Source organism: Telluria sp. AZSoR62 (genome assembly GCF_058111565.1).
The window spans coordinates 1-14,016 of the sequence record NZ_JBYTST010000006.1 but is presented as its reverse complement, the minus strand read 5'-3'; the positions used below and the strand labels follow the sequence as shown (position 1 = coordinate 14,016).

Genomic DNA, 14,016 nt, shown 5'->3' with positions numbered 1-14,016 from the left:
TCCCGCTGTGATCGAATCCGATTACACTAGGAAGAACAACAACTATAAGCCGGCCGGACGACCACGATCCCATCATGAAGAAACCATCCCCGAAAAAGCAGCCCGCCATCCTGTACACCATCGTGCCGAAGGACCTGGCCGGCCACCTGTTCAACGTGACCCTCACGGTTGCCAACCCGGATCCGGAAGGACAGGTGTTCGCACTGCCGGCCTGGATCCCGGGCAGCTACATGATCCGCGAGTTTGCCCGCAACATCGTGCGCATCCGCGCCGAGAGCGGCGGGGCCGACGTCGCGCTGGCGAAACTGGACAAGCATTCGTGGCGCGCCGCACCCGCCTCTGGGCCCTTGAGCCTGCACTACGAGGTCTATGCCTGGGACCTGTCGGTGCGCGCCGCGCACCTGGACCAGACCCACGGTTTCTTCAACGGCACCAGCGTGTTCCTGCGCGTGGCCGGCCAGGAAACCCTGGCGCACCAGGTCGACATCCAGCGTCCCCATGACCCGGCAGCGAAAGGCTGGCGCGTCGCCACCGCCATGAAGGAGCTCGGCGCCAAGCGCTACGGCTTCGGCACCTATGTCGCCGGCGACTACGACGAGCTGATCGATCATCCGGTGGAAATGGGCGACTTCGAACTGGCCACCTTCACCGCCTGCGGCATCCCGCACGACATCGTCATCACCGGCCGCGTGCCCAACCTGGACATGGCGCGCCTGCAGGCCGACCTGAAGCTCATCTGCGAAACCCAGATCGCCTTCTTCGACCCACAGGGCCAGCGCGCGCCGATGGACCGCTACGTGTTCATGACCATGGCGGTGGGCGACGGCTACGGCGGCCTGGAGCACCGCGCCTCGACCGCCCTGATCTGCGCCCGCGCCGACCTGCCCTGCACGGCCGCCGCGAAAAGCGCCGAGCCGGGCGAAGGCTACCTGCGCTTCCTGGGCCTGTGCAGCCACGAATACTTCCACACCTGGAACGTCAAGCGCATCAAGCCGGCCGTGTTCGCACCCTACGACCTGCAGGTCGAGAACTACACGCCGCTGCTCTGGTTGTTCGAAGGCTTCACCAGCTATTACGACGACCTGATGCTGGTGCGCGCCGGGATCATCGGCGAGGCCACTTACCTGAAGCTGCAGGCCAAGACCATCGGCGGCGTGCTGCGCGGCAGCGGGCGCACCAAGCAGAGCGTGGCCGATTCGAGCTTCGACGCCTGGAGCAAGTACTACCGCCAGGACGAGAATTCGCCCAACGCGATCATCAGCTATTACACCAAGGGCTCGCTGATCGCGCTGGCTTTTGATTTGACCATCCGCGCCAAGACCGGCGGCGCCAAATCGCTCGACGATGTGATGCTGGCGTTGTGGGAGCGCTTCGGGCGCGATTTCTATGCCGGGGCAGGGCGCGGCGTGACCGAGGCGGAAGTCGAGGCGATCTTCGACGAAGTCTGCGGCGCCAGGCTGCGCAGCCTGTTCGAGCGCTGGGTGCGGGGCATGGAAGACCTGCCGCTGGCCAAGCTGTACGCGCCCTTCGGCGTCAAGCTGGTGGACGAGCGCAAGAACGCCAAGGCCTCGCTCGACGCCGGCATCGGCCGCGACCCGCTGGGGGCCAAGCTGACCCAGGTCCACGAAGGCGGCGCCGCGCACAAGGCCGGCCTGTCGGCGCAGGACATCGTCATCGCCGTCGACGGCCTGCGCGTCAACGGCAACCCTTCGAACCTCGACGCGCTGGTGGCGCGCTACCGCGTCGGCGACAAGGTGGTCGTGCACGCCTTCCGCCGCGACGAGCTGATGGCCTTCGACGTGGTCTTGCAGGGCGACCGCGTGCCGTGCATTACGCTGACCCAGGCCGTCGCCGGCAAGAAGTCGTCGGCACTCAAGCGTCCCAGCGCGATTTAACAAGCGACGCTTGCGTCCCGCATCACCGTAGGGTGGGCAGGTTTTCCTGCCCACGCGTTCAACCAGTGCCAGCTTCGAGGTCCATTTGAAAACCGCCCTGACCAGCATTGCCGCCGTCCTCGCTCTCGCCACCGGCGCCGCATCGGCCCAGCTCCCGGCTCCCCTCAAATCCGACATCGGCACCCGCGTCAACGCCATGTACCCCTGGCTCGACAGCGTCTACAAGGACCTGCACGCCCATCCCGAGATCGCCTTCCAGGAAACCCGCACCGCCGGCAAGCTGGCCGCCGAAATGCGCAAGCTCGGTTTCGAGGTCACCGAAAAGGTCGGCAAGACAGGTGTGGTCGCGGTGCTGAAGAACGGCGCCGGCCCCACGGTACTGGTGCGCACCGACATGGACGGCCTGCCGATGGAAGAAAAAACCGGCCTGCCCTATGCCAGCCGCGCCCGGGCCACGAGCGACGGGCGCGAAAGCTTCGTCACCCACAGCTGCGGCCACGACGTCCACATGGCCAGCTGGCTTGGCGCTGCCCGCACCCTGGTAGAAATCAAGCCAAAATGGAAGGGCACCCTGGTCTTCATCGCCCAGCCGGCCGAAGAAATCGGCGCCGGCGCCAGGGCAATGCTCGACGACGGCCTGTTCAAGCGCTTCCCCAAGCCCGACTACGCGTTCGCGCTGCATTCCTGGCCGCTGGCGCATGGGACGATCGGCTTCAATTCCGGCGCGGTCTCGTCCAATTCGGACACCATCGAATTCGTGTTCAAGGGCCGCGGCGGCCATGGTTCGGCGCCCGATAAATCGGTCGACCCGATTGCGATTGCCGCACGCTTCGTGGTCGACGTGCAGACCGTCATCAGCCGCGAGAAGGATCCGAAGGAATTCGGCGTGGTGACGATCGGCGCCATCCAGGGCGGCACGGTCGGCAACATCATCCCGGACAGCGTGCTGGTGCGCGGCACCATCCGCTCGTACAGCCCGGCCGTGCGGGCCAAGCTGCTCGAAGGCGTGCGCCGGGTCGCCAATGCGTCCGCCGCCATGGCCGGCGCACCGGCTCCGGAGCTCAATTTCATCACCGGCGGCGCGGCCATCGTCAACAGCGAAGCGCTGGTGGCAAAAACCGAGGCGGTGTTCAAGGATGCCTTTGGTGCGGCCAATGCCCAGCGCATGCCGGCGATGACGGCCAGCGAAGACTTCTCGGCCTATGTCAACGAAGGCGTGCCGTCGATGTTCTTCTTCACCGGCATCTACGACCCGAAAGCCGTGCAGGAGGCCGAGCGCGAAGGCGGCAAGCCGATCGCCTTCAACCACTCGCCCTTCTATGCGCCGGTGCCGGAACCGTCGATCAAGACCGCCGCGCAGGCCATGAGCCTGGCCGTGTTGAACGTGCTCGGGCGCTGACCGCACCCGCGCAGCCTCACTCCTGCGGCCCGGCCAGCGAGCGCAGCTGGAAGCGATAGTCGCCGTTGAACAGGAAGGTCTCGGAGAAGGTCATGGCGCTGGCGTTCGCCGCCAGCAGGCCAGCGGGCCGGGGCAGCGTGCCGCTGCGCCGCATCGAGGCCAGCGCGACCGTCGAGGCCTCCGGGTCGCGCGAGCGCTGCACCTGGACATCGGTGAGCCGGCCTTCCCGGTCCACCGTGATGTTGACCACCACGATGGCGGGAAGCATGGCCGGCAGCCTGCCGCTGAAGGTGTGCACCGCATTGCGCTCGACGATGTGGCGCGCCACACTCGCCTTGTAGGCCTCGAGCGTCAGCGATGGAGGCGGGACGGGTGCTGCGGCCGGCAAGGGAGCGATGCTGACGACAACCCGGCTCTCCGGCGCCGCGTTGGGCGGTGGGGGACTGGCGCATCCGCACAGGACTGCCAGCAAAAAGACGGGAAGCGCTTGACTGCGAGGAGTGAGGTTCATGGCGGATGAATGAAGGTCGCAGGTTGGCGCTTCTGGAGCGCTATCCTTTGACCCGTCGATTCATCCGGAGTTCCATATCGTGTTGAGCGCGCTGCGCGCTCACCCGAACAGGCGCGCCAGCTCCGCTCCCGGATCGGGCGCCCGCATGAAGGCTTCGCCCACCAGGAAGGCGTGCACGTCGGCCGCGCGCATCTTCGTCACGTCGGCCGGGCCCATGATGCCCGATTCGGTCACCACCATGCGCTCCGGCGGAATGCGTGGCAGCAGTCCCAGCGTCGTTTCCAGCGACACCTCGAAGGTCCGCAGGTTGCGGTTGTTAATGCCCACCAGGCGCGTCTGCAGCTTCAGCGCCGCGGTTAGCTCGTCACCGTCGTGCACCTCGACCAGCACGTCCATGCCCAGTTCGTGGGCGCAGGCTTCCAGTTCCGCCATCAGCCCATGGTCCAGGGCCGACACGATCAGGAGGATGGCATCGGCCCCCATGGCGCGCGCTTCGTAGACCTGGTACAGGTCGATCATGAAGTCCTTGCGGATGACCGGCAGGGAGCAGGCGCTCCTCGCCTGGCGCAAATAGTCGCTCGACCCCTGGAAGAACTGCACGTCGGTCAGCACCGACAGGCAGGCCGCGCCATGCTCGGCATAGCTCTGCGCGATCGCCGCAGGCTGGAAGTCCGGCCGCAGCACGCCTTTCGACGGCGAAGCCTTCTTCACTTCGGCAATGATGCCGGCCTGGCCCGCGGCGATCCTGGCGCGCAGGCTGTTCTCGAAACCGCGGATGCCGCCGCGCGCCTCGGCGTCGCCTTCCACCTCGCGGCGCAGGCTGAACAGGTCGCGGTGCTTCTTTGCGGCAGCGACTTCGTCGGCCTTGACGGCCAGGATCTTGTTGAGGATGTCGGACATGAAAACCTTTAATTCTGCTCGGCCAGGGTAGGTGAGGTAAAAGCGGCGCCGCCCGGCATCAGCGCTGGCCCGCCAGCTGCTGGGTCACCTGCACGAACTGCTCGAGCTTGGCCGTGGCGGCGCCCGAAGCGATCGTGGCGCGCGCCTTGGCCAGGCCTTCCTCGATCGAGGCGCACACGCCGGCCGCATACAGTGCGGTGCCGGCATTCAGGGCCACGATATCGGTGGCCGGCCCGGCGTCGCCGCGCAGGGCTTCCAGCACGCGCAGCTTCGATTCGGCGGTGCCGGCCACTTTCAGGTTGCGGCTCGAGATCATCGACATCCCGAAGTCTTCCGGATGGATCTCGTATTCGCGGATCTCGCCATTGACCAGTTCACCGACCAGGGTACCGGCGCCGAGCGAGACCTCGTCCATGTTGTCGCGGCCCCAGACCACCATCGCATGCTGGGCGCCGAGGCGCTGCAACACGCGCACCTGGATGCCGACCAGGTCGGGGTGGAACACGCCCATCAGGATGTTCGGGGCGCCGGCCGGATTGGTCAGCGGGCCCAGGATGTTGAAGATGCTGCGCACGCCCAGCTCGCGGCGCACCGGCGCCACGTGCTTCATGGCCGCATGGTGGTTGGGCGCAAACATGAAGCCGATGCCGGTCTGCGCGATCGACTGCGCGATCTGCTCGGGTTTCAGGTCGATGCAGGCGCCCAGCGCTTCGATCAGGTCAGCGCTGCCGCTCGAGGACGAGACGCTGCGCCCGCCATGCTTGGCCACGCGCGCACCGGCGGCGGCGGCCACGAACATCGAGGCGCTCGAAATGTTGAAGGTGTTGGCCCCGTCGCCGCCGGTGCCGACGATGTCGAGCAGCCGGCTGGTGTCGGCCATCGGCACCTTGGTCGAGAATTCGCGCATGACCTGGGCGGCGGCGGTGATCTCGCCGATGGTTTCCTTCTTGACGCGCAGGCCCATGGTCAGCGCCGCCACCATGGTCGGCGACATCTCGCCCGACATGATCTGGCGGAACAGGTGCAGCATCTCGTCGTGGAAGATTTCGCGGTGTTCGATACAGCGCAGCAGGGCTTCTTGTGGGGTGATCGGCATGGCGGGTCCAGTCAGGCTAGGCGTAATGTTGTTGTCACTGCGCGGGCATTGCGCCGCGGTGACGGCGCATACGCGAGGGGTGCGTCAGCGCACGAGGAAGTTCTTCAGCAGCGCATGCCCATGCTCCGACAGGATCGACTCCGGATGGAACTGCACACCCTCGATGTCGTACTCCTTGTGGCGCACGCCCATGATCTCGCCGTCGTCGGTCCAGGCGGTCACTTCCAGGCAGTCCGGCAGCGACGCGCGCTCGATCGCCAGCGAGTGGTAGCGGATCACGGTGAAGGGGCTGGGCAGTCCCTTGAACACGCCTTCGCCGGTGTGGGCGATCAGCGAGGTCTTGCCGTGCATGACCTGCTTGGCGCGGATCACCTTGCCCCCGAACGCTTCGCCGATGGCCTGGTGGCCCAGGCACACTCCCAGGATGGGCAGCTTGCCCTTGAACTCGCGCAGGATGTCGAGCGAGATGCCGGCATCCTTCGGCGCCTTCGGGCCTGGCGAGATGCAGATGCGCTCGGGCGCCATCGTCTCGATCTGCTCGAGCGTGATCTGGTCGTTGCGCACCGTGTGCACGTCCTCGCCCAATTCGCCCAGGTACTGGACGATGTTATAGGTGAACGAGTCGTAGTTATCGATCATCAAAAGCATGTCAGAACTCCCCATCCAGGCCGTCTTGCACTTGCTCGGCCGCGCGCAGCACGGCGCGCGCCTTGTTTTCGGTCTCCTGCCATTCCATCTCGGGGATCGAGTCGGCCACGATGCCGGCCGCGGCCTGCACGTACAGGTTGCCGTCCTTGATCACGCCGGTGCGGATCGCGATCGCCACGTCCATCTCGCCGCCGAAACTGAGGTAGCCGCAGGCGCCGCCGTAGATGCCGCGCTTGACCGGTTCGAGTTCGTCGATCACTTCCATCGCACGCACCTTCGGTGCACCGGTCAGGGTGCCGGCCGGGAAGGTGGCGCGCAGCACGTCCAGGTTGGACATGCCGTCTTTCAGCTTGCCCTCGACGTTCGAGACGATGTGCTGCACGTGCGAGTATTTTTCGATGACCATGCGGTCGGTGACCTTCACGCTGCCGGTATCGGCAATGCGGCCGATGTCGTTGCGCGCCAGGTCGATCAGCATCACGTGCTCGGCCACTTCCTTCGGGTCGGACAGCAGTTCGGCCGCCAGCTCGGTATCGCGTTCCGGCGTCGCGCCGCGCGGGCGGGTACCGGCGATCGGGCGCAGCGTGACCTTCTTGCCGCCTTCGGGCAGCGCCTCGTTGCGCACCAGGATCTCCGGCGAGGAGCCGACGATCTGCATGTCGCCGAAGTTGTAGTAGTACATGTAAGGCGACGGATTCAGCGAGCGCAGCGAGCGGTACAGCGAGAGCGGCGAATCGACATAGGGCTTGCGGATGCGCTGGCCGATCTGCACCTGCATCAGGTCCCCGGCCATCACGTAGTCGTGGGCCTTGGCCACCGCCGCCAGGTAGTCTTCCTTGCTGAACTCGCGCACCGCTTCGGTACGGACCGAACTCGAGGTCACCGGTGCGTCCACGCTACGGCGCAGCATCATGCGCAGGTCCTTCAGGCGCTGGCGCGTCTTCATGTAGCTTTCGGGCTGGGCCGGATCGGCATACACGATCAGGTAGAGCTTGCCCGACAGGTTGTCGATCACCGCCAGTTCTTCGGTCAGCATCAGCTGGATGTCCGGCAGGCCGAGCGCGTCCGGCGGGGCGGTGTCCGCCAGCTTGCGCTCGATGTGGCGCACGGTGTCGTAGCCGAAGTAGCCGGCCAGGCCGCCGCAGAAGCGCGGCAGGCCGGGACGCAGGGCGACACGGAAGCGCGCCTGGTAGGCTTCGATGAAGTCGAGCGGGTTGCCCTCATGCGTTTCGACGACTGCGCCGTGCTTCACGATCTCGGTCAGGTTGCCGGAAGAGCGCAAGAGCGTCGACGCCGGCAGGCCGATGAAGGAATAGCGGCCGAAGCGCTCGCCGCCGACGACCGATTCGAGCAGGAAGGTGTTCTTGCCGGCTCCCTGCGACTGGGCCAGCTTGAGGTAGAGCGTGAGCGGGGTTTCCAGGTCGGCGAAGGCTTCCGCGATCAGGGGGATGCGGTTATAGCCCTGGCTGGCCAGCGACTTGAATTCGAGTTCGGTCATGCTTTTCTCCGTGCCGCCCAAGGGGGAAGAGGGCGGTGGTTGTTTCAAAAAACCTGCCGGGGACGAGCGTAGGCTCGAACACAGGCAGCAATCGGTACGGCTTAGTCAGCCCAGGATTGCCAGCGTCGCCACAGCCAGGCCTCAAGGGCGCCGGTCTGGTTGACAGTGTGTTTTTTGGTGAAAAACATGTATAGATAAGTTCAGGTTGTCGTGCGGTTGTGGGCAGCGATCAGGTGCGCTGCATCGAGCAGCGAACCAACTATACCATCGGAATTAATTTCTTGTACAGGCCGTCCGTGGTTATAACCATATGGCACGGTGAGCACATGGCAGCCGGCCGCACGCGCAGCTTCCGCGTCGTTCGAGGAGTCGCCGATGGCCACCACGCTTGACGGCGGCAGGTCGAAGGCGCTGCACGCGCCCAGCAGCGGCATCGGGTCCGGCTTCTTTTTCGGGAAGGAGTCGCCGCCGTAGACCAGCTCGAAATATCCGGCCAATCCCTTTTGCGCGAGCAGCGGGGTGGTGAAGGCCATCGGCTTGTTGGTCACGCAGGCCAGCCGCAGCCCGAGCGCCTTCAATGCATCCAGGCCTTCGAGCACGCCGTCGAACAGCAGGCTGTGGTCGCCGTTGATGGCGAGGTAGTGGCGCTGGTAGCCGGCGCGCGCCTCCTCGAACGCCGCGTCGACACGCGCGGGTTCCCAATCCAGCAGCAGCGCATCGCGCACCAGCTTTTCCGAGCCCTTGCCGATCAGCGGCTTGATCACCGCCTGCGTGATCGGCGCCAGCTTGAAGTCGGCACGCATGCCGTTCAGGGCCGCCTCGAAGTCGGGCAGCGTGTCGAGCATGGTGCCGTCCAGGTCGACGATGGCGGCCCGGATGGCTGGTGCGCCGGCCTGCATTATTTGCCGACCTTGGCCAGCTGGGCGCGCATCTCGTCGATGACCGCCTTGTAATCCGGCTTGCCGAAGATGGCCGAGCCGGCGACAAACGTGTCGGCGCCGGCGGCGGCCGCTTCGGCGATGTTGTCGGCCTTGATGCCGCCGTCGACCTCCAGCAGGATGTCGCTGCCCGACTCGTCGATCATGCGGCGCGCGATCGCGATCTTTTTCAGCGCCTGCGGGATGAAGGACTGGCCGCCGAAGCCCGGATTGACCGACATGATCAGGATCATGTCGATCTTGTCCATCACGTGGTCGAGGTAATGCATCGGCGTGTGCGGGTTGAACACCAGGCCGGCCTTGCAGCCGTTATCGCGGATCAGCTGCAGCGTGCGGTCGATGTGGTCCGAGGCTTCCGGGTGGAAGGTGATGATGTTGGCGCCGGCCTTGGCGAAGTCGGGAATGATGCGGTCGACCGGCTTGACCATCAGGTGCACGTCGATCGGCACCTGCACGTGCGGGCGGATCGCCTGGCATACCAGCGGGCCGATGGTCAGGTTCGGGACGTAGTGGTTGTCCATGACGTCGAAGTGGATAATGTCGGCGCCGGCGGCGACGACATTGCGCACTTCCTCGCCCAGGCGGGCGAAATCGGCGGACAGGATGCTGGGAGCGATGCGGTAGGTGGTCATGGGCGGGAGTGCAGGTAAAGTGAAGCCGCTATTCTACGCCGATGAGAGGGGCTGGTGCTGTGGCAGGGCGCCGGGAAAGGGCGGCGCGGAGTATGATTGTCGTTTGCGCCACACCGGCGCGCCGGCTCGACAGCCGCGCATTCCCGACAACCGCATTGCCGATCACGCAAGGAAATAGTATGTCCGCCTATGAATTCACTGTCACCGTCAGGACCCAGCACCTGCCGGAACAGTCCAAACCGGACCGGGACCAGTTCGTGTTCAGCTACACCATCACCATCAAGAACACGGGCACCGTCCCCGCCCAGCTGATTTCGCGCCACTGGGTCATCACCGACGCCAACAACACGGTGCAGGAAGTGCGCGGCCTGGGCGTCGTCGGCCATCAGCCGCTGCTCAAGCCGGGCGAAGAGTTCGAGTACACCAGCGGCACGCAGATGGCGACAGCCCAGGGCTCGATGTATGGCGAATACTTCTGCGTGGCCGAGGACGGCCACCGTTTCGAAGTCCCGATACCCGAGTTCGTGCTGTCGCTGCCGCACGCGCTGCACTGATTTAGGGCTGTCCGCCGGCGTCCCGGTCGTCCTGCGCCTCGTCGTCAGGCACGTCCTTGCGGCCGGCGAACATCGTCCACCAGACGATAAAGACGAGCAGGAACAGCGCCACGCCGGCTTCCACCATCAAGATCCACATATCGTTCCTTATGCTTTCAACACGCCGCAGTGTAACCGCTTCGCTTGCCCTGGTCGTCTTTTTGGCGGCCTGCTCGACCACGCCGCCGCCCCAGCAGCCGCAGCCACCCAAGCCCGCCGAGCCGGTACGCATGCCGCCGCCCGTCGGTCCGGTTTATGTGCCGGAGCAGCCGGCGCCGTCCCAGCCCGCCCCGCCGCCGGCGCCTGTCCCGCTCTTCACCCCGACAAGCTTCAGCGCCCTGCCGGGCTGGGAGCAGGACGACCTGCGCCAGGCCTGGCCGGCCTTCATGCAGTCGTGCCGGGCGCTCGGGGGCAAGGCGGACTGGAAGGCCACCTGCGCCGCGGCGCGCGCCGTCGATGCGGGCGATGCGGCCGCGGTGCGCCGCTTCTTCGAAGCTTACTTTGTACCGAACCTGGTGCGCAGCAGCGACGGGGCGGACACGGGACTGATCACCGGTTATTACGAAGCCATGCTGTACGGTTCGCGCAAGCGCGGCGGCGCCTTCCAGACGCCGCTCTACCGGGTGCCGGACGATCTGCTCACCGTGGACCTTGGCAGCGTCTACCCGCAGCTGAAGAACATGCGCCTGCGCGGGCGCTTGTCCGGCAAGACCGTGGTTCCCTACAGTACCCGCGCCGAGATCGCGCGTGCGCCGCTGGCGGGCAAGGAACTGCTGTGGGTGAACGATCCGGTCGAGTCCTTCTTCCTCGAGGTGCAGGGTTCGGGCCGCGTCCAGCTGGATACGGGAGAGACCGTGCGCGTGGCCTACGCCGACCAGAACGGCCATCCTTATAAAACCATCGGCCGCTGGCTGGTGGAGCAGGGCGAACTCACCGCCGAGCAGTCGACGGCCCAGGGCATCCGCGCCTGGATCGCCGGCAATCCGGGACGCCGCCAGGAGCTGTTCAATGTGAACCCCAGTTATATCTTCTTCCGGGAAGAGAAGCTGCCCGATCCGTCGCTCGGCCCCAAAGGCGCGCTTGGCGTGCCGCTCACCCCTGGCCGGTCGGTGGCGATCGACCCGACCTTGCTGCCGCTGGGTGCGCCGCTGTTCCTGGCCACGACCGAGGCGGCAAGCGAAACTCCGATGCAGCGCCTGATGATGGCGCAGGATACGGGCGGCGCGATTCGCGGCGCGGTGCGTGCGGACTTCTTCTACGGTTTCGGTCCGGATGCAATGGACCGGGCCGGCAAGATGAAGCAGCGCGGCATGATCTGGGTGCTGCTGCCGCGTCCCGCCGCGCCCTGAGGGCTAGTCCTTTGCCATACGCAGGCGGGTGCCGAATACGCCCCCGAGCGCAAGCATGACGGCGCCCGCGGCGATGCAGGCCAGGGCTGCGCGCACGCCGAAGCCTTCGCCCAGCGCGCCGGCCAGCAAGGCGCCGAGCGGCGCTGCCGCCACGGTCAGTGCGCGCATGGTCGCCACCATGCGCCCCAACACCGCGTCCGGCGTCACGCGCTGGCGCAGCGCGATATACGGCACGAAGAACAGCGTCGCACCGCAGTCGATCCAGAACACCACGATGGCGTAGGCGGCAACCGTCCAGCCATCGCTGCCGAACAGCTTGGGCGGAATCGCCGGCACCAGTGCGAAGCCGAGCGCCGAGACGCACAGGCCGATCAGGATTTCGCCGCCCGTGCCGAAGCGCGTCGACAGCGGCTTGACCAGCAGCGAAGCCGCCAGCACCCCCAGGCCGCCCAGCATGTTCGCCATCCCCATGGTCCCCGGCGTCATGCCGAGCACCCGCGTGGCGAAGATCACATGCAGGGCCGTGAACCCATAGAACAGCAAATGCCAGCAGGCCGAGACCCAGGCCAGCGTGCGCAGCAAGGGCTGGTTCCAGACAAAAGCCAAACCTTCCTGGATATCGCGCAGCGGGTGGGAAGTGGATGCCGGCGGCTGCGGCTCGCGGGTGCGGGTGCGGCGCAGGTTCAGCAGCGAGATCGCAAAGCTGGCCACATTGCACAGGATCGCGACCGGCGCGCCGAGCAGCTGCACCAGGCCCCCGGCCAGCCCGGGACCAAGGACGCGCGCGCCGGATTCGGTGGCGGCGAACTTTGCTTGGGCGTCGACCAGGCCGTCGCGCCCGACCAGGAAGGTAAGGAAGACCTGTTCGGCGCTGCCGCCCACCACGTGGCCGGCGCCGATCACGAAGCCCACCGCATACAGCCATTCGATCGTGAGCAGGTCGAGCCACCAGGCTGCCGGGACGGTGGCCAGGGCGATCGCCACCGCTAGGTCGCTGCACATGATGATCGGCAGGCGCCGGTTGCGCTCCAACAGGACGCCGGACGGCAGGCCGAACAATAGAAAGGGCAGGGACTCGAAGGCGGCCAGCACGCCCATCTGGCCCGGGGTCGCATGCAGGAACAGCACCGCGCAGATCGGCAAGGCCAGCAGGGTGACCTGGGCGCCGAACTGGGCCAGGATGCTGCTGAACCAGAAACGGCGGAAATCCGGATTGCGCATCACCGAGTCGAGCGGGACGCGCCCTTGCAGCCAGTTGGAGCCAAACGAGAAAATAGTGATCTCACCTAGGGATGTTGCTGAACAAATAATCATACCTGTGTTTGGCGCTGTTCAAGACGTTACAATCGCGCGTCTAAGCTCCAATCCGTCACACTTCACAAAGAGGATGCCTCATGGAATACGCAGATCTGCTTATCGAACACCACGGCAAAGTCGTCGTGATCCGCCTGAACCGTCCAAAGGCGATGAACGCACTGAACGACAACATGATGAACGAGCTGGGTGACGCCTTGCACAAGTTCGATGCCGATCCGGCCGTCAACGTCATCGTCCTGACCGGCAGCGACAAGGTCTTCGCAGCTGGGGCGGACATCGCAGCAATGGCGAACTACACCTATGCGGCAGACACCTATCCGGGCAACTATATTGGACGTAACTGGGAACACATCCTGAACATCCGCAAGCCGGTAGTGGGCGTGGTGTCGGGCTACTGCCTGGGCGGCGGCTGCGAACTGGCCATGATGTGCGACTTCCTTATCGCGGCAGACAATGCCAAGTTCGGCCAGCCGGAAATCAAGGTCGGCGTCACCCCGGGCGCCGGCGGCACCCAGCGCCTGCCGCGGGCAATCTCGAAGTCCAAAGCCATGGACATGCTGCTCACCACCCGCATGATCGACGCCGCCGAAGCCGAGCGCACCGGTCTGGTTTCGCGCGTGTACCCCGCCGAGAGCGTAATGGAAGAGGCGATCAAGGCAGCCCAGGGTATTGCGGACATGCCGGTGTCGGTCGCCATGCAGATCAAGGATTGCGTCAACCAGGCTTACCAGATGCCGCTGACCGAAGGCGTGCGTTACGAGCGGCGTTATTTCCATGCCGGCTTCGGCACCCCAGCCCAGAAAGAGGGCATGTCGGCCTTCCTCGAGAAGCGCAAGCCGAACTTCGACGGGCTCTAAGCATCTAAGTAATGCGGGGCGCCAGCCCCGCCGCCAGGCGCCGGAACGGCGTCAGGCGGCAGAAATACAACAGCTGAATTGCCTCTTGCGTAAGCCTCGGGCGGTTGCTATAGTTCGCCTCCGCTTCGGGACACTCAGCAGTCAATGCTGGTGTGGGCGCCTGAAAAGGTTAACGTAATCAAGTGCTTACGGTAACAACGGGCTGCAGAGAAATCTGCAGCGAAGCGAACGAGGGGTTGACGAGTTACGCGAAACACTGCATACTCTCGCTTCTCTGCTGCTGACGAACACAACGCTTCGTCGAATACAGCAAGGCAGTACCGAATACCGTTCTTTAACAATCAACAGTCGATAAGTGTGGGCGTTTGATGAAGGTGCCAGTG

14 protein-coding genes are annotated in these 14,016 nt (G+C 65.5%); 5 read left to right on the top strand and 9 right to left on the bottom strand.

Annotated elements, in window-relative coordinates:
* Positions 1-74 precede the first annotated feature (74 nt).
* Together AC3XQU_RS10990 and AC3XQU_RS10985 are read left to right on the top strand one after the other, a co-directional pair.
* Positions 75-1,895 (top strand): M61 family metallopeptidase, encoded by a 1,821-nt coding sequence (locus AC3XQU_RS10990; RefSeq protein ID WP_489874204.1) that lies wholly within the window; start codon positions 75-77, stop codon positions 1,893-1,895.
* Between the two features lie 85 nt (positions 1,896-1,980).
* Positions 1,981-3,294 carry an amidohydrolase gene (locus tag AC3XQU_RS10985; RefSeq protein ID WP_489874203.1) on the top strand — a complete coding sequence of 438 codons (1,314 nt, stop codon included), beginning with the start codon at positions 1,981-1,983 and terminating at the stop codon, positions 3,292-3,294.
* Between the two features lie 16 nt (positions 3,295-3,310).
* Here AC3XQU_RS10985 and AC3XQU_RS10980 read toward each other — a convergent pair whose 3' ends face one another.
* From AC3XQU_RS10980 to rpe, 7 genes are all read right to left on the bottom strand, one after another.
* Positions 3,311-3,682 (bottom strand): energy transducer TonB, encoded by a 372-nt coding sequence (locus tag AC3XQU_RS10980; protein WP_489874202.1) that lies wholly within the window; start codon positions 3,680-3,682, stop codon positions 3,311-3,313.
* A gap of 222 nt (positions 3,683-3,904) precedes the next feature.
* The gene (gene trpC / locus AC3XQU_RS10975; RefSeq protein WP_489874201.1) at positions 3,905-4,705 is read right to left on the bottom strand and encodes an indole-3-glycerol phosphate synthase TrpC; all 801 of its coding nucleotides are present in this window, start codon (positions 4,703-4,705) and stop codon (positions 3,905-3,907) included.
* Positions 4,706-4,763: 58 nt separating this feature from the next.
* The gene (gene trpD, locus AC3XQU_RS10970; protein WP_489874200.1) at positions 4,764-5,801 is read right to left on the bottom strand and encodes an anthranilate phosphoribosyltransferase; all 1,038 of its coding nucleotides are present in this window, start codon (positions 5,799-5,801) and stop codon (positions 4,764-4,766) included.
* 84 nt (positions 5,802-5,885) lie between these two features.
* Complete coding sequence (locus AC3XQU_RS10965) at positions 5,886-6,449, bottom strand: anthranilate synthase component II (protein WP_489874199.1); 564 nt, start codon at positions 6,447-6,449, stop codon at positions 5,886-5,888.
* 1 nt (position 6,450) lies between these two features.
* Entirely contained in the window at positions 6,451-7,947 is a 1,497-nt protein-coding gene (trpE, locus tag AC3XQU_RS10960) for an anthranilate synthase component I (RefSeq protein WP_489874198.1), read from the bottom strand.
* A gap of 200 nt (positions 7,948-8,147) precedes the next feature.
* Positions 8,148-8,846, bottom strand: a complete 699-nt coding sequence (locus tag AC3XQU_RS10955) for a phosphoglycolate phosphatase (RefSeq protein ID WP_489874197.1) — start codon at positions 8,844-8,846, stop codon at positions 8,148-8,150.
* Positions 8,846-9,517 (bottom strand): ribulose-phosphate 3-epimerase, encoded by a 672-nt coding sequence (gene rpe / locus AC3XQU_RS10950; protein ID WP_489874196.1) that lies wholly within the window; start codon positions 9,515-9,517, stop codon positions 8,846-8,848. The genes AC3XQU_RS10955 and rpe overlap by 1 nt, the downstream gene beginning before the upstream one ends.
* Positions 9,518-9,696: 179 nt before the next feature.
* Between rpe and apaG the strand changes: the two genes are divergently transcribed.
* A complete protein-coding gene (gene apaG, locus AC3XQU_RS10945) occupies positions 9,697-10,071 on the top strand; it encodes a Co2+/Mg2+ efflux protein ApaG (protein ID WP_489874195.1) in 375 nt (124 codons plus the stop codon).
* A 1-nt stretch (position 10,072) separates the two neighbouring features.
* Here the strand turns inward: apaG and AC3XQU_RS10940 are convergent, their stop codons facing one another.
* Complete coding sequence (locus AC3XQU_RS10940) at positions 10,073-10,210, bottom strand: hypothetical protein (RefSeq protein WP_489874194.1); 138 nt, start codon at positions 10,208-10,210, stop codon at positions 10,073-10,075.
* 10 nt (positions 10,211-10,220) lie between these two features.
* Here AC3XQU_RS10940 and mltA point away from each other — a divergent pair, with 10 nt between their 5' ends.
* The gene (mltA, locus tag AC3XQU_RS10935) at positions 10,221-11,459 is read left to right on the top strand and encodes a murein transglycosylase A (RefSeq protein ID WP_489874193.1); all 1,239 of its coding nucleotides are present in this window, start codon (positions 10,221-10,223) and stop codon (positions 11,457-11,459) included.
* A gap of 3 nt (positions 11,460-11,462) precedes the next feature.
* On the opposite strand, the gene AC3XQU_RS10930 is transcribed toward mltA, so the two are convergent.
* A complete protein-coding gene (locus AC3XQU_RS10930) occupies positions 11,463-12,680 on the bottom strand; it encodes an MFS transporter (protein ID WP_489874192.1) in 1,218 nt (405 codons plus the stop codon).
* A 173-nt stretch (positions 12,681-12,853) separates the two neighbouring features.
* Here AC3XQU_RS10930 and AC3XQU_RS10925 point away from each other — a divergent pair, with 173 nt between their 5' ends.
* Positions 12,854-13,633 carry an enoyl-CoA hydratase gene (locus AC3XQU_RS10925; protein WP_489874191.1) on the top strand — a complete coding sequence of 260 codons (780 nt, stop codon included), beginning with the start codon at positions 12,854-12,856 and terminating at the stop codon, positions 13,631-13,633.
* Positions 13,634-14,016: the final 383 nt, after the last annotated feature.

Bases quoted from the DNA above. Each gene is read 5' to 3' on its own strand.
- AC3XQU_RS10955 (WP_489874197.1), bottom strand. From the start codon at position 8,846: ATGCAGGCCGGCGCACCAGCCATCCGGGCCGCCATCGTCGACCTGGAC.
- trpD (WP_489874200.1), bottom strand. From the start codon at position 5,801: ATGCCGATCACCCCACAAGAAGCCCTGCTGCGCTGTATCGAACACCGC.
- AC3XQU_RS10930 (WP_489874192.1), bottom strand. From the start codon at position 12,680: ATGCGCAATCCGGATTTCCGCCGTTTCTGGTTCAGCAGCATCCTGGCC.
- trpE (WP_489874198.1), bottom strand. From the start codon at position 7,947: ATGACCGAACTCGAATTCAAGTCGCTGGCCAGCCAGGGCTATAACCGC.
- mltA (WP_489874193.1), top strand. From the start codon at position 10,221: ATGCTTTCAACACGCCGCAGTGTAACCGCTTCGCTTGCCCTGGTCGTC.
- AC3XQU_RS10990 (WP_489874204.1), top strand. From the start codon at position 75: ATGAAGAAACCATCCCCGAAAAAGCAGCCCGCCATCCTGTACACCATC.
- AC3XQU_RS10925 (WP_489874191.1), top strand. From the start codon at position 12,854: ATGGAATACGCAGATCTGCTTATCGAACACCACGGCAAAGTCGTCGTG.
- AC3XQU_RS10940 (WP_489874194.1), bottom strand. From the start codon at position 10,210: ATGTGGATCTTGATGGTGGAAGCCGGCGTGGCGCTGTTCCTGCTCGTC.
- rpe (WP_489874196.1), bottom strand. From the start codon at position 9,517: ATGACCACCTACCGCATCGCTCCCAGCATCCTGTCCGCCGATTTCGCC.
- AC3XQU_RS10965 (WP_489874199.1), bottom strand. From the start codon at position 6,449: ATGCTTTTGATGATCGATAACTACGACTCGTTCACCTATAACATCGTC.
- trpC (WP_489874201.1), bottom strand. From the start codon at position 4,705: ATGTCCGACATCCTCAACAAGATCCTGGCCGTCAAGGCCGACGAAGTC.
- apaG (WP_489874195.1), top strand. From the start codon at position 9,697: ATGTCCGCCTATGAATTCACTGTCACCGTCAGGACCCAGCACCTGCCG.